This is a genomic window from Butyrivibrio sp. VCB2006, assembly GCF_000420945.1.
Classification (GTDB): Bacteria; Bacillota; Clostridia; order Lachnospirales; family Lachnospiraceae; genus Butyrivibrio.
In genome coordinates this window covers 40,513-64,607 of the sequence record NZ_ATVX01000001.1, presented here as the reverse complement: position 1 = coordinate 64,607, position 24,095 = coordinate 40,513, and the positions used below count along the sequence as shown (strand labels likewise).

Below are 24,095 nucleotides of genomic sequence, written 5' to 3'. Positions count from 1 at the left end.
TTATCATTTCGTACTCTCTTTTAATATCAACTCATAGTTTCTAAGCATCTTACTCTGTACATTCTCGCCGTCGATTATAGCAAGCAGTGTTCTTGCTGCCTCAGCCCCAAGGTTTCTGTCATTAAAATTAAGAGATGTAACAGAAGGAACTGTGCTATCAAGAAGAGAGCTGTTATAAAAAGATGCGATTCTCAGATCTTCGGGAATCTTAATGTGTTCATCCCTGCATCTTGCTATTACTTCTCCTGCGATGCTGTCGTCCATACAGATAACACCATCTATATTCTTCTTGAGAAGATCCTTGATGATTCCGCCTATCTTGATATTATTCTCAACATCAAGATATATCAGATTCTGATTGATCTCTATAGCCATTTCCTCAAAGGCTGCCACAAATCCCTGGTACCTGGTCTGCGTAATATAATGATTAGTCGAGCCGCCTATAAGAGCAAGTTTGCGAAGCCCCTTAGCCAAAAGAATAGAAGTCAGCTCTTTGCATGCATCAAAATTGTCGTTATCTACCGTTACAATGTCAGGATCGTTAGTTTTTCCTATCGCAACAAAAGGAACTCCCGACTCCTTAAGGTACTCCGCAGGCGCGTCGTTAACCATAGTCCTTGTAAGAATGACTCCGTCAACCTTATGGTTTTCGATTATTCTTTTCAGACCGGATAAATCGCCTCCTGCAATAAGAGAAACAACGATGTCATATCCAAAACTGGATGTGATCTCACTCATACCGATCATGCACCTTTGAAAAAAAGGAAGATCCACTGCGTTGTAATCGTCAGGCCAGACAACCCCGATATTGAACGTTCTCTGCTGCGCAAGAGCTCTCGCCATAACATTCGGCCTGTAATTATGCTTTTCTATAAACTCCATGACCTTGGCTTTGGTTTCATTTCCTACCCTGCCTTTTCCCGAAATAGCTCTGGAAACAGTAGTCTTGGAAATACCCAATGCTTTGGCCACATCGTCTATGGTAATTTTCTCGTCAGCCATTACCGTAACCCCAATCAACAAATTGTTATACCGAACATCAGCCCTTTACAGCACCACCTGTAACACCTTCTACATAGTACTTCTGAAGGAACATGAACAGAAGTGTAATAGGAACAGCAACTACAATTCCGCCAGCGCAGAATCTTGTGAAATATCCCTGATAGTCTCCAACAACCATCCATCTCTGCATGGCAACAGCTACGTTGTAGCTTGCATCGTGACCAAAAGCGATATAAGAAGCAAATACGTAATCACACCAAGGTCCCATGAACGCAACAAGGGCTGTGTAGATGATAATTGGCTTAGCCATAGGAATGATCATCTGGAAAAATACTCTTGCTCTGGAAGCGCCATCAATTCTTGCTGCTTCGTCAAGAGCCTTTGGAATAGTATCAAAATATCCCTTGCATACGTAGTAACCCATACCTGAGCTTGCAATATACACAAGGATAAGTCCAGGTACAGCACCTGCCTGAGTAAGCCCAAGCTGTTTGAGCAGGAAGTACAAGCAGATCATTGTAAGGAATCCAGGGAACATTCCAAGAACCAGCCAGAATCTCATGAGGAAGGTTCTTCCTGTAAAGCGCATACGTGAAAGAGCATAGCTTACACATAATACGATACATGTGTTAATGAATGATGCCGCAAATGAAATGATCAGTGTATTAAGATACCATTTTGGATAGTTGTTCTCACCATTAAACAGGAACTTGTAGTTATCAAGTGAGAATGTATGGGGAATAATATAATCTACTACTCCGCCGTATTCTATAGCTGGGTCAAAAGACCTAAAGCTCGCCATAAGAAGTCCAAAATATGGGAACAACCAGATAATGCTTATAATAATGAGTAGCACATATGTAATAGCATTTCCGATAGCTCTTTTTCTTTTCATAGAACCTGGATTTGTATTATTAGCCATTATTGGAAGCCCTCCTCATCTTTTACTGAAGGTAATAAGTTATAAACCACAAGGCTTATGCCGGCTGTAACAATGAATACCATGATACCTATTACAGCAGCCATACGATAGTTGGTATCGTTAATTGTCATCTTATATAGCCATGTGATAAGAAGGTCCGTACGTCCTGCTCCTCCAACAAGGTTTCCTGTCTTAGGCTGTCCCTGTGTAAGAAGGAATATTACGTTAAAGTTATTAAGGTTACCTGTGTACTGTGTAAGAAGGAATGGTCCTGTTACAAACAGCATGTAAGGTAATGTAATGTGAAGGAACATCTGCCATGAAGTTGCACCGTCAATACGTGCACTCTCGTAGAGATCTTCCGGAATATTCATAAGAAGTCCTGTTGCAATAAGCATCATGTAAGGAATACCGATCCAGATGTTTACTACAATAATTGTAATCTTTGCAAGAGTAGGATTAACCCAGAACTGAATTGCCTGATCAATCAATCCCCATTTCAAAAGATATCCATTGATAAGTCCATCATTTGCAAAGAGTTTAGATACATAAAGGAGTGATACAAACTGTGGTACAGCAATTGTTACAACAAGGATTGTTCTCCACAGCTTTTTAAACTTGATTCCCTTTTTGTTAATAAGCATTGCAACTGCAATACCAAGGAAATAGTCAATGAATGTAGCAAAAAATGCCCATACCAATGTCCAGGTAAGGACAGTAACGAAAGTTCCACCAAAGCCTGCTGTTCCAAATGAGAACAGATCATGGAAGTTTTCTACTCCCACCCAGGTAAACAGATTTGATGGTGGCTGATGGTTGGCATCATAATTGGTAAATGCCACGCAGATCATAAATACAATCGGAAGTACTGTAAATACAAATACTCCTGTAACAGGAAGCGCAAGCAGCGTCTTGTCAAAATTTGAATCAAAAAGAGACTTAAAGTCATCACCATTTGTAGGAAGCTTTCTTCCATCCCTCAGAATAATCTGTTCAGTACGGCTGACTCTGACATTTATTCTCCAAACAGCTATAAACGCAACTACAGCAAAAAGTGCAAGAAGTCCGAAAAGCAAGATCAAAAAGCTGTTGTCACCATAAACTGTTTTTCTGCCCTGCTTGGTTGTAGCTATCGTGCCGAGAGTTCCAAGCTTGGACAGGTAAGTCCATCCAAATGAAAAGATAAAATATAAAAGTCCTGCTTCTACGGCAAGAAGTGTCAATCCTCTAAGCCACAATCCACGAAGCAGAGAACCAAAACCAAAAATCATAAATGAGATTCTTGTCTTAAAATCTCCCTCTTTAAATGTCAGTCCTATTTCCTTCAGGTCATTCCCCAGGACGCTAAAGAACTGTGCTAACGCATTTTTCCTTTTCTGGCCTTTATTAGTTTTAGCCATACCGCTTCCTCCAAGTTTTCTTTACATTAATTCTTCCGGCAAAGACTCTATCTCTGCCGGAAGAACACAAGGTACTAAATAAATGATACTGATATCACTTATAAATAATTATTTTGCATATGACTCAAGGTCAGCCTGATATGCTTCAAGAGCTGCTTTAAGATCATCATCAGAAGCCTTCTGGAATGCATCCTTAACGTCGCCTGCAAGTGACTCAGCACGTGACCAGTAATCTCCAGGATAGTTGCCCTGTGGGATTGTGTATGCGAACTGCTCTGCAAGAGCTGAAAGAGCTTCGTTAGCCTTAACTTCGCTTGATGCCTGTGCATTTAAGTTAGATGGGCCCCACTCAACAGCCTTGAATCTTGCAAGCTGTACTTCCTCGCTTGTGAGGTAGTATGCAAGGTCATCACAGATCTGAAGCTTATCTTCGTCTTCCTGAGGCTTAACACCAAGGAGCTTGCATCCGTTGAATCCGCTCATCTGATATGTCTGTCCGTCAGAACCTGTGAATGTAGGAAGCTTAGCGCAAGCGTAGTTGTCGCCAAGAACTTCTTTAACTGTACCAGCATCCCATGTTCCATCGATGATAGCTGCATAGTTAACAGCATCGCCAGCTGATGAACCAGCCTGGTAAGCTGAAGAAGAAGCAACCTCGATCATCTCCTTAAGAGCTACAAGACCCTTATCTGAAGCATAGTCTACGTTACACTTTGTGAAGTTACCATCTGGATCTGTGTCGTATGTAAGCTCACAGCCTGTTCCAAAGAAGAATGCTACCTGATACCAACCTGTCATATCAATGTAGAAGTTCTTGCCAGCTGCTTCGCACTGCTCAAGGATACCCTCAAGAGTAGAAGGATCTGTTACAACGCTCTTATCATAGTAAAGGAAATATCCGTTATCAGCTGTCATAGGATAAGCGTAAAGTGTTCCGCCAACCTTACCGGCCTCAACAACACCTGCTGAGTTAGCAGCCTCAACGTCTGCAAGGAAATCTGGATTAACTTCCTCAAGAGCGCCTGCTGTTACAAGTCTTGTAAGCTGATCCTGTGCGAACCCGAATACATCAGCACCTGCTGTTACGTCTGTGATCATGTTACCAGCTGCATCGCCCTCACCTACTGGCTCAACTGTGAAGTTAACACCAGCGTACTGAGGATATGCTGTCTTAAAGTTCTCAATCTGCTCGTTTGTGAAGTCTACAACGTTCTCAGCAACCCAAACCTTAACTTCCTTACCATCATAAGCTGCTGGATCAACGTTAGCTGCTTCCTCTGCAACAGTCTCAGCAACTTCCTGAACTGCTGATGCTGCATCTGCAGCTGTCTCTGATACTGTCTCAGCTGTGTCTGTTACAGTCTCTGCTGCGTCTGAGCCGCATCCAACTAAAAGTGAAGCGCCCATAGCAGCTGTTAATAAAACAGATACCAATTTCTTTTTCATTTTTCTTCCTCCAATAAGTAAAATGTTTACATGGCCCAAAAAACGTTTTCCGAAGCCATTTTTTCCGTTGCGCATCGCGCAATCGGTTGCTCTATAAAAAAGTTTATGCTTTGTGCATTTTTTTGTCAATAAAGCACTTTGTATGATAAAACATATATGTTTTTATACAAAGTGCACATTGACTTTTCTTTCGGAAACGTTTACGGTTACGTTTCCGGTAACGTTTTGCGCAATCGGTGTCACATTCAATATAGCGCATTTGCCTTATCTTCATAGCGATTAGTTTCCATGTTTATAATTTCTGCGCAACAAGGAAAATCTAGCATTTCTTACGAAAATAGCTTCCCTCCTGAATCACAAATCCCTGATGAATAAAGTCCATAAGTTTCCCAAGGAGTTGTGGAAATGAAATATCAATTTCATCTCTTTGGAGCTGTTCCATGATCTGAGAGGAGGAAATCGGTATTATATCTATGCATTCCAGTATCCTTTCATCCATGCTCTTTTCTTCCTCTCGGCCCTGTTTGTCGCACTCTGACAGACAATCAGCTTTATTCACAGCTTTATCTGCTGTTTTCTGTTTCTTAACATCCCATATTCTCTCCAGTACATCCTCAACACCGATTGCGACGCCTGCCCCCTGACTGATCAGAAGATTGCAACCATCACTTAGTCTGTCTGTCACTCTTCCCGGAACAGCCAGTACTTCTCTGCCCTGTTCCAGCGCTGTATCCACTGTAATCTGCGTACCCGACTTTTCTCTTGCCTCGATAACAAGAACAACATCCGCTAGTCCACTGATAATGCGATTTCTCATTGGAAAGAACGCTGCTTTGGGAAAAGTTCCCGGCGGAAACTCAGAAATAACACCACCACAGGCGCAAAGATCATTATAAACATCGAGATTTTCCTCGGGATAGCAGACGTCAACGCCGCTACCAACGATTCCAAAAGATCTCCCTCCTGCTGCAAGGGCTGCCTTCTGGCTGATTCCATCAACACCTCTTGCCATTCCGCTTATAACCTGAACTCCAGCAAGGGCCAAACCTCTACCAAAGCTCCTCGCCATATATCTTCCGTACTCAGAACACATTCTCGCTCCAATTATTGCAACAGACGGCTTTTCCGGGTCCGGGAGCTGTCCTTTTACATACAGTGCAAAGGGCGGATCCGGAATATTCTTAAGCTTTTCCGGAAATCTTTCATCTATTCTTGAGATAAAAGAAATATTCTTTTTGGCTAATTTTGCTGCTTCCTTTTCAAAATCCCAGCATCTTCGGTACTGCTCCAGGCTTTTTATCTGCTTTTCAGTCAGAATTCCTTTGAATTCTTTCGAATTAGCCTCATAGATTTCCCTACAGGTCATTCCATTACAAAGAAGCTTATCAATGCTCCTATTGCCAAGTCCCGGAATACTAAACAGCCAGTGGGCATATTCATTCTCAGTAATATTATTAATATCTGTCATTTAAAATCCTTTCGATCATTCCTCATTCTGATTCCAGTATTTGCCATCAGTCATTCTGTATCCAACAGCCTCCATAAGATGAATTTCTTTTATATCCGGTGACTCATCTATATCCGCTATAGTCCTTGCCACGCGCAAAATCTTATGGTAGGCTCTTGCACTTAGCTCCATAGTACAAAAAGCATTTTCAAGAAAACTTTCTTCTCTGATACCAAGGCGGCAGTACTTCTTGATATCCGACGGTGTCATCTCGGAATTAAAGCGAATTTCAGTACCTTTAAAGCGCTCCTCCTGTGCTCTCCTTGCCTTCATTACCCTCTCTCTTATAGTCCTGCTGGATTCATTTATTCTCTTTGTTTTCTCCGTAAGATCAGCTATATCTACTCTCGGAGCCTCAACGCAAATATCTATTCTATCCAGAATAGGTCCGGAGATATGTCCCAGATAGCGTCTTATCTCATTTGGCGTACATTTGCACCTGTTCCTGTCCGGATAATACCCGCAGGGGCAAGGATTTAAAGCTCCTACCAATTGGAAATCGGAAGGATACGTAAATTTCCCTTTGGTCCTGACAATATTTACTTTTCTATCCTCTATGGGTTGTCGCAAAAGATCTAACTTTGCTCTTGGAAATTCCGGCATTTCATCCAGAAAAAGAACTCCTCTGTGAGCCATGGATATGACTCCGGGATGAGGAATATTGCCTCCCCCTGTAAGGGCAGTTTCGGTAATTAGATGATGAGGACTCATAAATGGTCTTCTTGTTATGAGTGCATCATTTTCTCCAAGCATTCCTGCTACTGAATATATGGTTGATACTTCCAGACTTTCTTTTAAGGATAAGGGCGGCAGAATTGTAGGAATTCGCTTAGCCACCATACTCTTTCCTGCTCCCGGCGGTCCCACGATCAAAATGTGATGAAAGCCTGCTGCCGCTATTTCTACAGCTCTTTTAACTGCTGCCTGTCCGTTGATATCAGCAAAATCCAGATTTGTTTCATCGTACTCGCTCTTTCTGAAAAGTTCCTGAATATCAACCGTTGTAGGACTAATAAGTTTATCCCGTTCTTCGTCTGATGCGCACAGATAAGCAACCGCTTCCTGTAAAGACGAAACTCCGATGACCTTTATGCCATCAATTACTGCCCCTTCTCTTGCACATTCTTTTGGCAAAAGAACTGTCTCAAAGCCTGTTTCCCTGGCTTTTATTACAATGGGCAGAATTCCGTTAACCCGCTTAACTTCTCCGTCAAGCCCCAGTTCTCCCAGCACCATGACCTTATCAAGTCTTTTTTCATCTATCTCTCCCATGGCCGTCAGTATTCCGATTGCTACCGGAAGGTCAACTATGACGCCTTCTTTTTTGATATCTGCCGGGGAAAGATTTATTGTAATCTTGGATGCCGGGATCTTATAGCCCATGTTTTTCAGAGCTACTCGAACTCGTTCTCCGGCCTCCCTGACTTCGCCGCTCATAAAGCCAACCATATTAAATCCGGGAAGTCCATCCGACACGTCAACTTCCACCTGCATCAGGTAGGAAGAAATGCCATGGACAGCTCCCGAAACAATTGAACTGAACATAAAAACCTCTTTCTTAATTCCTAATATTTCGCATAGACAATTTGCGCAAAAAAATCGACCTGCCAATCATATAACAGGTCGATTCAAAAAGTCTTTGCGATTTTCTTAAGATTTCTTTAAGATTTTATGTATGTCGTTTTATTGTTATTCTTTTGCTGTATTATCATAAATCAGCTATATATTTTTCCTTACCAACTCACCTTAACATCTTCATCTGCATAGTATCAGGATCCTGTGCAAACTGAATTGCCATTTCCCTTGATATCTTCTGAGCCCTGTATAGCTCAAGGATAGCATCGTCCATGGAGATCATTCCAAGTTTTCTGTTAGTCTGCATTACAGTCAACAGCTGATGAGATTTACCTTCTCTGATAAGATTACGTACTGCACTGTTAACATGAAGAACCTCAAAGGCTGCAATTCTGGATACACCATCACTGGCAGGAATAAGCTGCTGAGAAATAACTGCTTCCAAAACACTGGCCAGCTGGATTCTGATCTGTTGCTGCTGATGTGAAGGAAATACATCAATAAGTCTGTCCACAGTATTGCTGGCTCCGATAGTATGAACCGTTGAAAGAACCAGGTGTCCTGTCTCAGCTGCGGTTATGGCAGTACTGATGGTTTCCAGGTCTCTCATTTCTCCAACCAGGATAACATCCGGGTCTTCACGAAGTGCTGCTCTTAATGCATTGGCATAAGAATTTGAGTCAGTGCCTATCTCTCTCTGGTTTACAATAGACATCCTATGCTGATAGGTAAACTCAATAGGATCTTCCAGGGTAATAACATGGGCTTCCCTGTTATTGTTGATCATATCAATTATTGATGCCAGTGTTGTGGACTTACCACTTCCTGTGGGTCCGGTAACAAGCACCAGTCCACGTTTCTTTTTGTAAAGATCGCAGACCTCTCCGGGAATACCAAGACTTTCAGCCGAAGGAATATCCGAAGCTACAACTCTGAAAGCCATAGCCACAGAACCTCTTTGTTTGAATACATTCAGCCTGTATCTTCCGACTCCGGGAATAGCAAAAGACATATCGTGTTGTCCGTTTTCTTCCAGCTTTTCAAGCTGTTTGTCAGACATTATATCCTGTGCAATAGCCCAGGTGTCCGGAGGCAACATTTTCTGAAAACTGTCCATAGCAATAAGCTTGCCGTTAAGTCTCATTTTGGGTGGCAGACCTACAGTAACATGTACGTCGGACGCCCCCTTATCTTTTGCTTCTCTAAGGATATCTTCAATAATTGACATGCTATGTCTCCTTCATAACAGTAAATTTTATGACGGTATTACATTAATTATGAGACCTATTGCAAAAAAAATCAAATCATGTAAGTTCATCCAAAGTATTGCCGTAGGAAGACAAAAATTCATTTACAAAATCCAGAACTTCCGGCAGTTCCTGATAAAGACTTCTAATTGACTTTCCAGTACTCTCCTTGGCTGTTCTAAACTCTGTATTGCCAACATTAACCTCATTGATGCACTTAATAAGGGCAGAAATCTTATCTGCTGCCTTCACAAGCTTTCTGATATACTGATCCTCCTCAGTATCAGAAGGCACAAAAATATCCTCATAAACAGGCCTCATATCATCAGGAAGCTTTTCAAGAAGCTTACTGTCAGCCAGTGCTTCAACTTCTTTATAGGCGTGCTTTAAGTCAGAATTAAAATACTTAACCGGAGTAGGCATATCTCCGGTAATAATCTCAGATGCATCATGATAAAGCCCTATAAGAGCTGCTCTGTTAGCGTCAAGCTTCTTGCCGTATCTGATATTGCCGATTGTGCAGAGCGCATGGGCAATCATTGCAACCTCCATGGAATGCTCACACAGATTCTCCTGTCTTGTATTTCGCATAAGAGCCCATCTATCGATGTATTTCATCCTGGATATCAGGGCAAAAAAGTTGTAGTTCATGCTATACTCCCCTTTAACATCAGTCCATAAGTGATTCTATTTCATCTATGATTCCGCCGATATACTCGATGGTATCAATAAGCGCTGCATCAGTTGTAATGTCAACGCCTGCCATCTTGGCAAACTCGATTGGATCTACAGTACTGCCGGCTGCAAGAGTCTTTTTCCAATCTTCAACTGCAGGTGCACCAAGGCTTCTGATTCTCTTCATTACCTGCGTTGCGATAGTAAGGCTGGCACTGTAACAGTAAGAGTAAAGTCCCATGTAGTAGTGAGGCTGTCTCATCCAGGTAAGTTCGCATCCTTCTGTAAGTTCAACATCCTCGCCCCAGAATTTTTCAAGTACCCCTCTGAAGATTTCATTAAGCTTCTCGGCAGGAACGGCCTCTCCCTGATCCACAAGTTTGTATACTTCCCTCTGATAAGCTGCTTCAAGAAGGTGTGTTACAAAGTTGTGGTAGTAAGTATTAGCAATCTGAGCTGAAAGAACCCATCTTCTGAATCTCTTGTCATCCTTATTGGTTTCCTTGAGATATTCAGCCATAAGAAGTTCGTTAATTGTAGACGGAGCTTCAACCACATATGTTGAAACATTATTGTTGTAATAGTTCTGAGCATCTCCACAGGCTTTAAAGTGTCCTGCATGTCCGAGCTCATGAGCCAGTGTAAAGACATCGCTCATTCTTTCATTCCAGGACAAAAGAATAAATGAACCCTTTCTGTAAGGGCTGGCGCAGAAGCCACCTGTGGATTTACCGACATTCTGTGCAAAGTCAATCCATCTCTTTTCATAGGCCTCTTTTAACATATCCTGATAATCAGCGCCCATAATTGAAAGGCCATCAAGAATATATTTCTTGGACTCTTCTATTGTAACCTTCGGATCATATTCCGGATCCAAAGCAATCTTAAGATCCGCATAAGTCATCTTATCAAGACCATTTGCCTTTTTGAGAAGCCTTGCATACTTTCTCATATGAGGAGCAAGTTTCTCCATGATAAGATCTATCTGGCGATCATACATTCCTCTGGTGACCTTCTGGTCAAATAAAAGATAATCAAAAACGCTGTCATATTTTCCAAGCTTGGATAATATCTTTTCTGTGCGGACTGTTGCGCCATACTCAGCAGCTGTTGTGTACATATAGTCTCTTAATTTACTGGAGAATGCTGTAAACGCTGCTCTGCGCACATCTGTATCTTTTTCGTATTCATAGTTATCCTCAAAAAGAGAATAGCCCAGAGGGTGCTTTTCTCCCTTCACTTCAAAGTCAGGGAATTTCATATCTGCAAGCTTGGTCTGCTCATACATTCTATAAGGTGCTCTGAAAACCTCATTAAGAGCAACAAGCGCTGCCTCTGTCTCAGCACTCTGTCTATGAGGCTTTGCCCTGAGAATATCCTTAAGATAATTCTTGGCTATAGTTGCTGTTTCAAGCGCCTGTTCAAGCACTTCCTTGGGAGCATCAGAGATCTCACTTTCTATGAAAGAAAGTCTGCTGAAAGCTTCCATGTATTCGTTGGTAGCAATAGAGTCGATTCTCTGAAGCTCAGCATCTGTGAAATCCACAGATACGTTAAGGGATGTATAGTTTGAAACATAATCCACCAGGATCAGGAACTTCTCGTACTCCGCAAGGCAATCATTTATAGCCTTACCATTTGTCAGCTTACCCTTATATTTTTCCTCAATCTCGAAACTGATTTTGGTGCACTCATGAAGAGCCTCCATGCAGTCCTCATTTGTCTTATAAATACGTGAAGTATCCCACTTTAATTCTTCCGGAACTTCGTTTCTCTTTTTAAGTGTTTCTGCCACCTTTTTTCCTCCAATACTTTTAGATACAAATAGGCTTAGTCTCGCTAAGCCCATTCATTACACTTTAAAATCCATATAAAGCCATGTCACATGGCTTGTCTCGATGCGCGTAGGTCACTTATCCAGCAAAAAATCTGCCATAACCGTGTTGCTTACATCAAGTCCAATATCTGTCAAAGACAAATAATCTTCGTTTATCTGAAGCAATTTCTCGGACACATACTTCTCAATAATTGTACCATAAACCCGGTAAATATCCTGAGAAAAGTTCTCTTTAAAAGCGCTGATACTAACACCCTTCACAAGACGAAGGCCGAGGAACATATACTCTTCCATCTGATCCTGTAGCGACAGTTTTTGCTCATCGCGCCTTATGTCATCTTTTTTCAGATACTCGCCAAAATCAGAGGTATTCTTCCACCTGACATTGTCCACCATACTGGATGCCCCAAGTCCAAGTCCCAGGTAATTTCCTCTGGTCCAGTACACCTTGTTATGGTAGCATTCATGCTTTTCCTGTGCATAGTTAGAAATCTCGTACCTGTGGTACCCATTTTCCAAAAGAATTCTCTTGGTCTCATGATACATCCGCCTGTCAGTATCTTCATCAGGAAGATCAAGGTCCATATCATAAAATGGTGTTCCCTCTTCAACAATAAGACTGTAGGCAGATATATGCTCCGGCCCAAGAGAAAGCACCTTTTTCAGCGTCTCCATATAAGAGTCAAAGCTCTGCCCTGGGAGGGCGCTCATCACATCAACATTGATATTCGCAAATCCCGCTTTTCTTGCATTATCAAAGGTGTCAAAAAACATCTTGCTGTCATGAACTCTTCCAAGGCACCTAAGCTCCTCATCGTTAAGTGACTGGGCTCCAATGCTAATTCTGTTAATGCCGGCTGCCTTGAAAGCCTTCAGTTTATCAGACATGGCCGATGCAGGATTAGCTTCGATGCTAATTTCAGCATCCGGGCTGACGTGGAAGCTTTCGCGAATCTTTTCAAGAGTCTTGCAAATATAACTTGAATCAGGGAAAGAGGGTGTTCCCCCACCAAAAAAGATACTCTTTACCTCAAATTCGGAATTTGCTTCGGAGCAGCATTCAATTTCATGCTCAAGTGCTTTAAAATACTCCTTCTCATTATCACCACCGGGACAAAAAGATAAGAAGTCACAATAAAGACACTTTCTTACGCAGAAAGGAATATGAACATATAATGATAAATTTGTATCCCTTTCCTGCATAAACCTTCATCCTCACGTAATAACGAATTAGTCCGTATTATCCAGCTTAAGTACACTAAGGAATGCTGCCTGTGGTACTTCTACATTACCAATCTGGCGCATCTTCTTTTTACCCTCTTTCTGCTTCTCAAGAAGCTTCTTCTTACGGGAAATATCACCACCATAGCACTTAGCCAATACGTCTTTTCTGTATGCCTTAACTGTCTCTCTGGCAATTACCTTGCCACCGACAGCCGCCTGAATAGGAATCTCGAACATGTGCCTTGGAATCTCATCCTTGAGCTTTTCACACATCTTACGTCCTCTCTCATAGGCGCCTTCTTTATGCACAATAAATGAAAGAGCATCAACCTCTTCTCTGTTGATGAGAATATCAAGCTTAACAAGGTCAGACTTCTCGTAACCCTTAAGCTCATAGTCAAAGGAAGCATAGCCTCTTGATCTTGACTTGAGTGCATCAAAGAAGTCGTAAATAATTTCGTTAAGAGGAAGCTCGTATTTGAGAATTGCTCTGTTCTGCTCTATATAATCAGTACTAAGGTACTTGCCGCGTCTCTCCTGACAAAGCTGCATGATCGCGCCGACATAATCGGTTGTAACCATGATTTCACCATTAACAATAGGCTCTTCCATAAACTCAATTTCTGATGGATCAGGAAGGTTTGTTGGGTTCGTCAGGTCAAAGCATGTACCATCTGTCTTGTGAACCTTGTAAACAACAGAAGGCGCAGTTGTAACAAGATTAAGATCATACTCTCTTTCAAGTCTCTCCTGAATAACTTCCAAATGGAGAAGCCCAAGGAATCCTGCTCTGAATCCAAAGCCAAGAGCCTGTGAAGTCTCCGGCTCATAGAACAGAGAAGCATCATTAAGCTGGAGCTTTTCAAGAGCATCTCTAAGATCTGAATAATGCGCAGAGTCTGCAGGGTAAAGACCGCAATAAACCATTGGCATTACCTTCTTGTAACCCGGAAGTGCCTCAGTACATGGATTTGCAATATCAGTTACAGTATCACCAACTCTGGTATCCTGAATATTCTTGATAGAAGCGGTAAAATAGCCAACTTCGCCGGCTGATAATTCATCACTCGCAATAAATCTTCCGGGGCCAAAGAAACCAACCTCAACAACTTCTGCCTCAGCATCAGTAGCCATAAATTTAACTTTCATGCCCTTTTTGATAACACCATCACGGACACGAACAAATACGATAACACCTCTGTATGAATCGTAAATACTGTCAAAAATAAGAGCCTTAAGAGCGGCATTAGGATCCCCTGTGGGAGCAGGAATCTTATGAACAACTGCCTCAAGGACATCTTCTATTCCAATGCCGTTTTTAGCGGAAATAAGTGGTGCGTCCTGAGCCTCAATCCCGATCACATCCTCAATTTCATCCTTAACTTCCTGAGGCTGCGCGCTCGGAAGGTCAATCTTGTTGATAACAGGGAAAACATCCAGATCATGATCAAGAGCCATATACACGTTGGCCAGTGTCTGTGCCTCAACACCCTGAGTAGCATCAACTACCAAAATAGCTCCGTCGCAGGCAGCAAGGGACCTTGAAACCTCATATCCAAAGTCAACATGGCCTGGAGTATCAATCATGTTAAATGTGTATTCCTGACCATCCTTAGCCTTATAGATCATTCGAACAGCCTGAGATTTAATTGTAATTCCCCTCTCACGCTCGATGTCCATATTATCAAGGACCTGATTCTGCATTTCTCTAAGTGTAAGTACACCGGTCTTCTCAATCATTCTGTCGGCCAGAGTAGACTTACCGTGATCTATATGTGCAACTATACAAAAATTTCTAATATTCTCCTGGTTCACTTAAAATACCTCATTTATTTTTTTAGTCAGCATCCTTATAATACCATGTAAGAAACCAAAAATCTATTGACAGTATATAGATTTTATTCTAAAATATAATCCGTATGTGGCATTAACTGTCCGTGTCCGGCTTAATGCGCACACGAACATGAATTATAAACAATTTGCAAGTATATCGGAGGTAATTATGGCTAATATTAAATCCGCCAAGAAGAGAATTTTAGTTAACGAGAAGAAGGCTGCTAGAAACCAGATGATCAAGTCTGCTGTTAAGACTGAGGTTAAAAAGGTTCGCGCTGCTATCGAGGCAGGCAACAAGGAAGAGGCTGCTAAGGCACTTCTTGCAGCTACATCAGCTATCGACAAGGCTGAATCAAAGGGTGTTTTCAAGAAGAACACAGCTTCTAGAAAAGTTTCTCGTCTTGCTCAGGCTGTTAACAAGATGGCTTAACTTTCAGAATATAAATATGTATATTATAAAACCTCGCATCTTCTCACCGATGCGAGGTTTTTTATTATCTTAATCTTTTATAAGATCATTCTTCATTTTTGTTTCTTCTAAGTACTCTCTCTTTTACTTCCTCAAGGCTGAACTTGAATCTCTCAGAAGACATGGTAGGGTTACCCATAATGGTACGCTCTTTATACCACTCAAAAAAGTTCTTAACCGGGCTTGGAGTTACTCTGTCCATTATTATCCTATACTTGGCATAAAGTTCAGATACCTCTTCTCTTACGCCCATTACATAGTCTGAAGGATTGAGCATTATCTTTTCCCTGATAGCAGAAAATGATTTCTCCAGGGATGAACTCAGCACATCCATTCTACTACTAATGCCTGCGCCAATGCCTTCTACTCTATTACTGATACCATTGCTTATACCTTCAACTCTGTTACTTATACCTTCAACCCTGTTACTTATACCGGCTCCGATTCCTTCGATCCTATTGCCGATGCCCTCAACAGTACTACCTATACCTTCTTTAACATTCTCTCCTTTAAATGCTACCAAGGCATCAAGACGTTTTTGCATCTTTTTCATTTCTTCTTTAGCCTTATCCATATAAGCAAGGATATCGCGAAGTTCCAGAGCTGTCTTAAAGGCAATCATGAAATCGCAGCTGACAAGAGCTGTTAGCACTATCGTCGCAGTGGATACAAATCTCATTGGAAGCATCAAAAGAACTTTTTCTATAGGAAGCTGCAGGAAATGTGAAAAGACAACCGTGCATACTCCCCAGAACAAAGAAGATTCAAGACATACATAGCCTTTATAGTTAAACTTCTTGTGATCATAGGTCCAATATCTCACTTTGAAAAGAGTCTCCATGAGAACTCCGGTAAGATATTCAAGTACAGTTGCTCCGATACATCCTGCGATATAGACCAGCAAAAGATTATCATAGAATGGTTTAGATACGATCAGCATCATTGTTCCGCCGCATCCATACAAAGGCAAAAAGGGGCCTCTCATAAAGCCCCTGTTTACAAATCGTTTTTCTAAAATCGATACATAAGCTGTTTCCCAACACCATCCACAAAAACTGTAGAAAAAGAAAAGAAAAAGCCACTGTGGTGGATTATAGTTAAACATTGCTCCCCCCTGAATAAAGAATTACTGTTCCGGATTAGAGAAATCTATAACCTGATTGTCAGGTGCGTTTGTCTTCTCTACAGAAATAGCCTTAAGAACAGGGCCCTCACCCTGATATTCAGCCACATACTCTTTTACAACCTTGGCAGTTACAAGAACCCAGTCTTTTTCTACTAAAGACTTAGTGTCTTCGTATTCACAAGCAAAGCCAAGAAACTGCATATCCTGTGCGCAGCAAGTCATAGCCATTCTTCCCGGAACAAATCTGTTCTCAGGGAATTCTTCAGGCTTGAGCACCATACCCTTAAATCTAACTGTCTTGCCCTCATATCTCTCAACATGGTCTAGAGCATCAAGGTAGAACATTCCATAACCGTAGTTGTTAAGATCTATAGGGTTAGCATTAAGATCAAATGGAAGATCCTCATCAAGAGTTACATCAACCTCACCATTCTTGTCCTCAAAGATAATATCAGCCTTCTGGTTAATAGCCTTAACATTTCTCTTATAAGAAGCAAGGTCCTCAATTCCATCACATCTGTTGAAAAGAATCAGATCTGAATTACGAATCTGCTCAGCAAGAAGTGACTTCATATTATTGAAATACAGCTCAAAGCTGGAAGCATCAATAACTGTAATCTGCTGCTCAAGATTCCACATTACTGGAAGTCTCATGTTCTTGAAGTTCCACATACCGTTGTACTCAACAAGAATACGCTCTGGATTGTGCTTGGAATCAAGAGCTACAAGAGCATCAGGATTAAAGTCCTCTTCATCCTCGATTCTCTCTACTACTGTATTAGTTGACTTAAGGAGCTTCTCCTCGTAATCATTTTCGCCATCCTCACAAACAATGAGAAGTGTCTTGCCCTTTGTTCTGAAATATTGCTGTGCAATTGTGTAGCGGAAGAAATCTGTCTTGCCGCTGTCAAGAAATCCGTTAATTATATATACTGGTTTCAATTTGACTCTCCTAATCATATAAAACACCGAATACCGTCACATCCGGTTAAAGACATGACGGTATAATTTACCTGCTAATTATTTATTACAGTCTTCTGAAAAGCTTCTCTAGATTCTCTTCCTTAAGCTGTGACCCGATTACGCAGAACTTACCTGTTACATCTGCGGCGCCATTTCTTACATCTGCTTCTCCGGGAACATAGTCGAATTCAATCCACTGACCATCTGCTGTAGGAACAACACCCTTTGTACGAAGAACGATACCGAATCTCTCCTCGTCCTCAAGCTGTCCAAGCATCTTCTCGATTTCTTCCTTGGTGTACTTAAGAGGTGTCTCCATACCCCAGCTAACAAATACATCGTGAGCTGCGTGATCATGGTCGTGATCATGATGGTGATGATGATGTTCATGTTCATCATGGTCGTCCTCGTCATGGTCATGATGATGGTGGTGCTCATGCTCATCGTGATCATCGTCGTCGTGGTCATGATGGTGGTGATGATGCTCATGCTCATCGTGATCATCGTCGTCATGATCATGGTGGTGATGATGATGCTCGTGCTCGTCGTGGTCATCGTCGTCATGGTCATGATGGTGGTGATGACAGCTGCACTCCTCGTCATCGCACTCATCTTCATCGTGATGTGCCTTGTATACTACTGAACCATCTTCGTTAACAACCTTGTGGCTGCCATGATCGTGATGATGATGGTGATGATGTTCTTCCTCTTCCATTACCTGCTTAAGAAGCTCTGCCTCAAGGTCATTGTTACCCTCGAAAGTATCCAGGATCTCTTTACCTGTAATCTGATCAAGAGGAGTTGTGATAATAGTAGCCTTCGCATTGTGCTGACGAATAAGCTCTACGGCATCCTCAATCTTCTTCTGATCAGCCTTGTCTGTTCTTGTAAGAATAACAGTTCCGGCATTCTCAATCTGATTAATAAAGAACTCACCAAAGTTCTTGATATATACCTTTGCCTTGGAAACATCAACAACAGTTACAGCGCTGTTAAGTTCCATATTTGCTGAACCTTCTGCAATATTCTGGATGGCTCTCATAACATCAGAAAGCTTACCTACACCTGATGGCTCGATAAGAATACGCTCAGGTTCATACTGATCCATAACCTGCTGAAGAGATGTCTCGAAATCTCCAACAAGTGAGCAGCAAATACAACCTGAATTCATCTCTGTGATTTCGATTCCGGCTTCCTTAAGGAAACCTCCGTCAATACCAATCTCTCCGAACTCATTTTCAATAAGAACCACCTTTGTTCCATTTAATGCTTCTTTTAAAAGCTTCTTGATAAGAGTTGTCTTACCAGCTCCCAAGAAGCCTGAAATAATATCAATCTTGGTCATTTATTCGCTCCATTCTGCACATATCTGTGCTATATACACTACAACAACCATCATTGTAAGCACAGACAAACATAATGTCAAGAATGCCGCTTTCATGCATTAGTACGTAACTTCTGCTGCAATAACCTGTCCCGAAACCTTTCCGCAGGATGCTTTATATCCAATTACTCGCTGATTATCGCATCTTCCGATTTGTCCATAGCCACCCGCATCTACTCTTCCGCCGCAGGTAGTACAAAAGCCATAATGAAATACATTTTGATCAAGCTGACCATCCCCATCATAATCATAGTAGTATCCACCATAATCTTCATAAAGTGCTTCTCCGCTTCCACCGCAAGGACCATAAATAGGTTCATTAAAGCAGCCTCCCTTAGATGAACTGGTATCTCCGCCATAAGCCTTTCCGGATGAAAAAGAAGTATCAACAACAGTCTTATCTGTGGCAGAATTACTGTGGACATGATGAGTATATGTAATATTTGCAGGCAGACTGGAAATATCTGCAGTTACTGTAATGGAATCATAGTATCCGGCTTCCAGTGACTGTGAACGATTGTCTTTTGATAACGCTATATTAACAGATCCATGATTTGCCATTGTTCCTATTACCATTGCGCCATTAACATAGGCGGTCTGTCCGGATAAAATGTGATCAGAAAGGCATGACGCATCACTGGTTGCTGTACCGGTAATAGTCTGGTCATTTACTGTGACTGTCTGTCCGGCAAGTATCTTTTCAGGAGTTACGGAATGCTCGCTATCTTCTATTTTTCTTTCAGCATCACGCATTTTGTCTCCAAGTTCTATGATTCCATTATTAATGTCATCAAATTTAGCATCCTCTTTAACGGAAATTCCGTAAGTGAGTAACGTGGATACTAATTTCTTTTTACCGTCACTCACACGCTGAAAAACCAGGTCAAGTTTATCATTGATGTTCTTAGCTGAGGAATCTATATAGCTCTTCAAATCGCCAAAGCCATCGCCAACAGACTTGTTGATATTGTTAAAGTTGTTATTCACATTATTGTTAACTTCTTCAATATTGTTGTTCATTGTGTTCTGGTAATCATCAAGTTTTTTAGTAACGCTCATGCCGAGAGCAGAAATATCTTCCTGAAAAGTAGCGATGGACTTGGAGCTCTTTTCATCCATGCTTTTGTTCATAGAAGAAAGCTCATTCAAAAGAGCCTTATGATTGTCGGCAGCCTTCTCATCAAGCTGCTTATTTCCTGAGTCAATTTCTTTCTGAAGCTTATCCATAAGCTCCTTGATCTGGCTCTGTGCACTGTCGTAATCTGACTTGATGCTGTCAAGATCAGCATTAATTACAGTGAATTCCTTTTCAATCTGTTCTTTATTATCTGAATCACCTTTTTCAATAATAGTTTTCAGATTCTCAATCTTAGTGGTAGTTCCATCGATGTTTGTGTGTACTTCCTTAAGTTTACTGTCAATGCCGATTACCTTCTCACTAATAGCACTTGTTGCCTCAGAGTTTTCGGAATCAGACCTCTCATTTATTGAATTAAGGCTCTCCTGATTACTTGTAACAACTTTATCAAGTTCACTTAAGTACTCACCGATTTCGCCAAGCTTATCTACAGTATCCTGGTTAGCAAGTCTCTCACTCTCAGCCAGTCCTTCTGTCGCATTTTCTGCAACAATAGGTGTACTGATGTAGATCAGTCCTCCGCTTAAAACAAGAGCAATAATTACAGCAATAGCCACAACCTTTGTGTCATGCCTCTTAAGCTTTTTAAGCAGATCTTTTACAGAATTAGTTCCTTTTTCTTTCTTCATAAACAGCTTCATTTCTTTCTCCCTTTCTCTTTTGCGCACAAAAGAGCACAAAAAGAGACGAAATGATATCCCAATAGTAGCCCTTTGACGCATACTATAAATAATTAAATGTGGAATCGTCATCGAGAGATTTCTCGTGACTATTTGTCAGCAGAATGCCGACGAAAATTCATTATACAGAAAGAGAATGAAAAAGCAAGATACTTTTTTGTGAATAATCTGTGAAGCATAAAAATTGCAGGTAAACACTAGCTCCACAGATCATTATTTTTCATCAATATTTATTTTTGAGAGCCTCTCATATACCATCCCGCCGATAACGCCAATCAGGATGCCACTGAAAACCCCCGTAATCCATAGCACCGGAAGATACCAGGCAATTGCCTTTGTCCCCAGTAACACCATAGCAGTGATAATCTGTCCGATATTATGGGTAACGCCGCCAACAGCACTGACACCGATAATCCTGAACTTGCCGATTCTTTTTAGTACGATCATCATAACTGTGCTAAGCATTCCACCTACCAGAGAAAACGCAAAGCTCATAGCTGTTCCAAACAAAACTGAAACTATGATTATTCTAAGAACATTAATTGCCATAGCACTTTTTTCATCAAGATAATAAAGTGTGACCAAAACAACAATATTGGTTAAACCCAGTTTCATTCCCGGAATTGCCACAAAGGCAGGAATCTGGGTCTCGACATAGCTAAGTATTAGTGCTAATGCTATTAGAACTCCATATAAAGATATTTTCTTAGTATTCAAATCTATTCTCCAACGTCTCAAATTCCAAAATCATGCACGTACTGCTTTCTAATAATTTAAATCTGCTTATGATACAGTATCATACTCAGGTTCCACATCCTTGCTACCCCTGATTTCAACAACAACTCTGTTAGGCAGACAAATAATAGACTGTCCCACCTTACTAATTTTGCCCATATGCATACATAAGTGATCCGGGCATGACGCATCTGACATATAAGCTACGCCATTTTCTATTACAAGGGTATTCAGGCCTTTGTTATAGCCTTCTATCTCATAAGTTCCGTTATCATTTAGGGAATACGTAGACACAACAACACCATCAACAGAAACAACTACTTGTTTTCCATCCTGTTTAAACAGCATCAGAACTGCACATATAACCAGAGCAACCACAGAAAGTCCCACGACCAGTTTAACATCATTTTTCCCAAACAAACTTTTATTCAATCTGTATCACCTCAAATTATTTTAGGTATCACATATAATATTCAACTACAAGACGAGATTATATACAAGATTTTTTGAATGTACATAAAATTACATGTATCCAGAAGTTCGTAAAATACATCTTTACCGCGCTATATTCCCCTTAAATCACCTTTTACAAAAAGAGAGATAATGCACATTTAATATGCATTATCTCTCAAATTATCTTTTTCAGTATTGTATGAATCAAACAGCCTTAATAGCCTTCTTTGGGCACTTCTCTACGCAGGTGCCGCAGTGTGTGCATTTATCCTGATCGATATGTGCCACATTGTTCTCTACAGTGATAGCACCAGCAGGGCAATTCTTTTCACAGATATGGCAGGCGATACAGCCAACCTTACAGTAGCCGTTAACAAGCTTACCCATATCCTGAGATTTGCAGGCAACAGACTCTTTTGCATCGTAAGGTATAAGGTCAATAAGATGGCGAGGGCAGATATCAATACACTTGCCGCAGGCCTTACACTCTTCCTTGTCTACAACGGCGATGCCATTTACAACATGGATAGCGTCGAACTGACAAACAGATACGCAGCTTCCGCCTCCAAGACATCCGAATGCGCAGGTCTTAGATCCCGCACCGGGAGCCTGCATCTGGAGTCTACAATCAGCTACTCCGTTGTACTCATACTGCTGCTGAGCTTTCTCACAATCACCGCCACAGTGTACGAAGGCTACCATTCTCTTAGAATCTCCAGCCTCTACTCCCATGATTTCTGAGATTGCACTTGCTACAGGTGCTCCGCCAACAGGGCACTGATTAACTGCTGCTTCACCCTTTGCAATGGCTGCTGCACATCCTGAACATCCGGGATATCCACAACCACCACAGTTATTACCTGGAAGGACTTCCAAAATAGCCGCTTCCTTTTCATCTACATCTACATGCAACTTCATGTCTGCTATGCCAAGGATTATACCAATTACAATTCCGACACCAGCAACAACACAGGTTGCAATAAGTATTCCACCAATCATAGTCTTATCTCCTTGAAAGTTTAATCACTTACTTGAGTGCCGAAAATCCTGTAAACGCTATAGCCATAAGTCCTGATGTCAAAAGAACCAGTGGCATGCCCTTGAAAGGAGCCGGAATATCATTGTATTCCATCTTCTCACGAAGTCCTGCCAGGATAACTATTGCAATAGTAAATCCAACTGCAGTAGCAAAACCGCAAACAACGCTCTGAAGAATTGTATAACCATCTGTAACGTTGTTGAGTGCTACACCAAGAACTGCACAGTTAGTTGTGATAAGAGGAAGATATACACCAAGTGCCTGATAAAGGGATACGATGTATTTCTTAAGAATCATCTCAACAAACTGAACCAGCATGGCAATTACAAGAATGAATACGATTGTCTTAAGGTAAGACAGATCAAGTGGATTCAAGATAAACTTGTAAATAATGCTACATACCAAAGATGCCAGTGTAATAACGAAGATACAGGCTCCTCCCATTCCAAGCGCAGTGTCAGTCTTCTTGGAAACTCCAAGGAATGGACACAGTCCTAGGAACTGGCTCAGTACTACGTTATTAACAAGTGAAGCTGATATCATAAGGCCAACTAAACTCAAGATTGTTTCCATAATCATTCAGCCTCCTTTCCTGAATTACTTGGTACTGCTTCTTTTTCAGGTGCTTTTGCACCAAGATCCTTTTCAATCACGGGCTTTTCTTCAAGCCTTTCTTTTTTCTCTGCTACGATCTTATCTGCCGCAGCTTCCTCAGCTGATGAGCAGCAACCCTGTCCGAACTTGGAAGTATCTTTTCCCTTTTTCTCCATATTGGATTTGATCTTGTTCATAATGGCAATAAGGAATGCCAAAACAAAGAACGCTCCGGCCTGCTGGATGAAAATACTAACCGGCTGATAGCCTGAAAGTAATGCACCTACAGGGCCCGGTACAACTGTTCCTTCTCCGAGGATTTGAACATCAAAGGCTGTTCCTGCACCAATGAACTCACGTATAAGACCGATTACCGTGATTGCACAGGTAAATCCGATTCCCATTCCAATTCCATCAAAGAATGAAGGAACAATACCATGCTTACTAGCATATGCCTCGGCCCTACCAAAGATGATACAGTTAACAACAATAAGCGGAATATAAACGCCAAGAGCCTTGTTAAGTGTAGGTACATAAGCTTTCATAAGAAGCTCAACAAGTGTTACGAATGAAGCAATAACAACGATGAAAGACGGAATTCTAACTGTTGAAGGAATTGTCTTACGAAGCGCTGAAATAACCGCATTACTAAGTGCCAAAACGAAGGTTGTTGCAAGTCCCATTCCAAGACCGTTAATGGCTGAAGATGTAACCGCAAGGGTTGGACACATACCGATCATCAAAACCAGCGTTGGGTTTTCTGCAACCAGTCCGTTAAAAAATCTTTCTGCAGGAGTATCCTGTTTGAAGCCCAACGCGCCTTTTTTAGCCTGTGAACTCATA

Annotated in this window: 21 protein-coding genes; 1 reads left to right on the top strand and 20 read right to left on the bottom strand. The window is 41.4% G+C overall.

The window, feature by feature from the left end; genetic code table 11:
- Positions 1–3: 3 nt before the first annotated feature.
- The 11 genes from G613_RS0100285 to lepA all read right to left on the bottom strand — a co-directional run bounded on the left by G613_RS0100285 (position 4) and on the right by lepA (position 14,650).
- Entirely contained in the window at positions 4–1,002 is a 999-nt protein-coding gene (locus G613_RS0100285) for a LacI family DNA-binding transcriptional regulator (protein ID WP_029230735.1), read from the bottom strand.
- 37 nt (positions 1,003–1,039) lie between these two features.
- On the bottom strand, positions 1,040–1,924 hold the full coding sequence (locus G613_RS0100280; RefSeq protein WP_051151005.1) for a sugar ABC transporter permease: 885 nt from the start codon (positions 1,922–1,924) through the stop codon (positions 1,040–1,042).
- Entirely contained in the window at positions 1,924–3,324 is a 1,401-nt protein-coding gene (locus G613_RS0100275; protein WP_029230733.1) for a carbohydrate ABC transporter permease, read from the bottom strand. The genes G613_RS0100280 and G613_RS0100275 overlap by 1 nt, the downstream gene beginning before the upstream one ends.
- A gap of 108 nt (positions 3,325–3,432) precedes the next feature.
- A complete protein-coding gene (locus tag G613_RS0100270) occupies positions 3,433–4,770 on the bottom strand; it encodes an extracellular solute-binding protein (protein ID WP_029230732.1) in 1,338 nt (445 codons plus the stop codon).
- Positions 4,771–5,089: 319 nt separating this feature from the next.
- Positions 5,090–6,238, bottom strand: coding sequence for a DNA-processing protein DprA (gene dprA, locus G613_RS17735; RefSeq protein ID WP_029230731.1), 1,149 nt, complete (start codon positions 6,236–6,238; stop codon positions 5,090–5,092).
- Between the two features lie 15 nt (positions 6,239–6,253).
- Positions 6,254–7,822: a YifB family Mg chelatase-like AAA ATPase gene (locus G613_RS0100260; protein ID WP_029230730.1), complete on the bottom strand. Its 1,569-nt coding sequence runs from the start codon at positions 7,820–7,822 to the stop codon at positions 6,254–6,256.
- 196 nt (positions 7,823–8,018) lie between these two features.
- A complete protein-coding gene (locus G613_RS0100255; protein WP_029230729.1) occupies positions 8,019–9,080 on the bottom strand; it encodes a type IV pilus twitching motility protein PilT in 1,062 nt (353 codons plus the stop codon).
- Positions 9,081–9,156: 76 nt separating this feature from the next.
- Positions 9,157–9,750 carry a 5'-deoxynucleotidase gene (gene yfbR, locus G613_RS0100250; RefSeq protein ID WP_029230728.1) on the bottom strand — a complete coding sequence of 198 codons (594 nt, stop codon included), beginning with the start codon at positions 9,748–9,750 and terminating at the stop codon, positions 9,157–9,159.
- Positions 9,751–9,769: 19 nt separating this feature from the next.
- A complete protein-coding gene (gene pepF, locus G613_RS0100245; protein ID WP_029230727.1) occupies positions 9,770–11,569 on the bottom strand; it encodes an oligoendopeptidase F in 1,800 nt (599 codons plus the stop codon).
- A 114-nt stretch (positions 11,570–11,683) separates the two neighbouring features.
- Positions 11,684–12,814, bottom strand: coding sequence for a radical SAM family heme chaperone HemW (gene hemW, locus G613_RS0100240; protein WP_029230726.1), 1,131 nt, complete (start codon positions 12,812–12,814; stop codon positions 11,684–11,686).
- A gap of 27 nt (positions 12,815–12,841) precedes the next feature.
- Positions 12,842–14,650 (bottom strand): translation elongation factor 4, encoded by a 1,809-nt coding sequence (gene lepA, locus G613_RS0100235; protein ID WP_029230725.1) that lies wholly within the window; start codon positions 14,648–14,650, stop codon positions 12,842–12,844.
- 187 nt (positions 14,651–14,837) lie between these two features.
- Between lepA and rpsT the strand changes: the two genes are divergently transcribed.
- Positions 14,838–15,101, top strand: a complete 264-nt coding sequence (gene rpsT, locus G613_RS0100230) for a 30S ribosomal protein S20 (protein ID WP_029230724.1) — start codon at positions 14,838–14,840, stop codon at positions 15,099–15,101.
- A gap of 85 nt (positions 15,102–15,186) precedes the next feature.
- On the opposite strand, the gene G613_RS0100225 is transcribed toward rpsT, so the two are convergent.
- The 9 genes from G613_RS0100225 to rsxE form a co-directional block, all read right to left on the bottom strand.
- The gene (locus G613_RS0100225) at positions 15,187–16,245 is read right to left on the bottom strand and encodes a putative ABC transporter permease (RefSeq protein ID WP_029230723.1); all 1,059 of its coding nucleotides are present in this window, start codon (positions 16,243–16,245) and stop codon (positions 15,187–15,189) included.
- Between the two features lie 21 nt (positions 16,246–16,266).
- The gene (locus G613_RS0100220) at positions 16,267–17,226 is read right to left on the bottom strand and encodes a TIGR03943 family putative permease subunit (RefSeq protein ID WP_029230722.1); all 960 of its coding nucleotides are present in this window, start codon (positions 17,224–17,226) and stop codon (positions 16,267–16,269) included.
- A gap of 67 nt (positions 17,227–17,293) precedes the next feature.
- A complete protein-coding gene (locus G613_RS0100215; protein WP_029230721.1) occupies positions 17,294–18,574 on the bottom strand; it encodes a CobW family GTP-binding protein in 1,281 nt (426 codons plus the stop codon).
- Positions 18,575–18,673: 99 nt separating this feature from the next.
- On the bottom strand, positions 18,674–20,392 hold the full coding sequence (locus G613_RS0100210; protein ID WP_029230720.1) for a hypothetical protein: 1,719 nt from the start codon (positions 20,390–20,392) through the stop codon (positions 18,674–18,676).
- Positions 20,393–20,644: 252 nt separating this feature from the next.
- On the bottom strand, positions 20,645–21,148 hold the full coding sequence (locus G613_RS0100205) for a Gx transporter family protein (protein WP_029230719.1): 504 nt from the start codon (positions 21,146–21,148) through the stop codon (positions 20,645–20,647).
- Between the two features lie 66 nt (positions 21,149–21,214).
- Entirely contained in the window at positions 21,215–21,598 is a 384-nt protein-coding gene (locus G613_RS0100200; protein ID WP_029230718.1) for a NusG domain II-containing protein, read from the bottom strand.
- Positions 21,599–21,823: 225 nt separating this feature from the next.
- Complete coding sequence (locus G613_RS0100195) at positions 21,824–22,618, bottom strand: RnfABCDGE type electron transport complex subunit B (protein ID WP_029230717.1); 795 nt, start codon at positions 22,616–22,618, stop codon at positions 21,824–21,826.
- Positions 22,619–22,646: 28 nt separating this feature from the next.
- Positions 22,647–23,231: an electron transport complex subunit RsxA gene (rsxA, locus tag G613_RS0100190; protein ID WP_029674322.1), complete on the bottom strand. Its 585-nt coding sequence runs from the start codon at positions 23,229–23,231 to the stop codon at positions 22,647–22,649.
- Between the two features lie 2 nt (positions 23,232–23,233).
- Positions 23,234–24,094, bottom strand: coding sequence for an electron transport complex subunit RsxE (gene rsxE, locus G613_RS0100185; RefSeq protein WP_029230715.1), 861 nt, complete (start codon positions 24,092–24,094; stop codon positions 23,234–23,236).
- Between the last annotated feature and the right edge of the window lies 1 nt (position 24,095).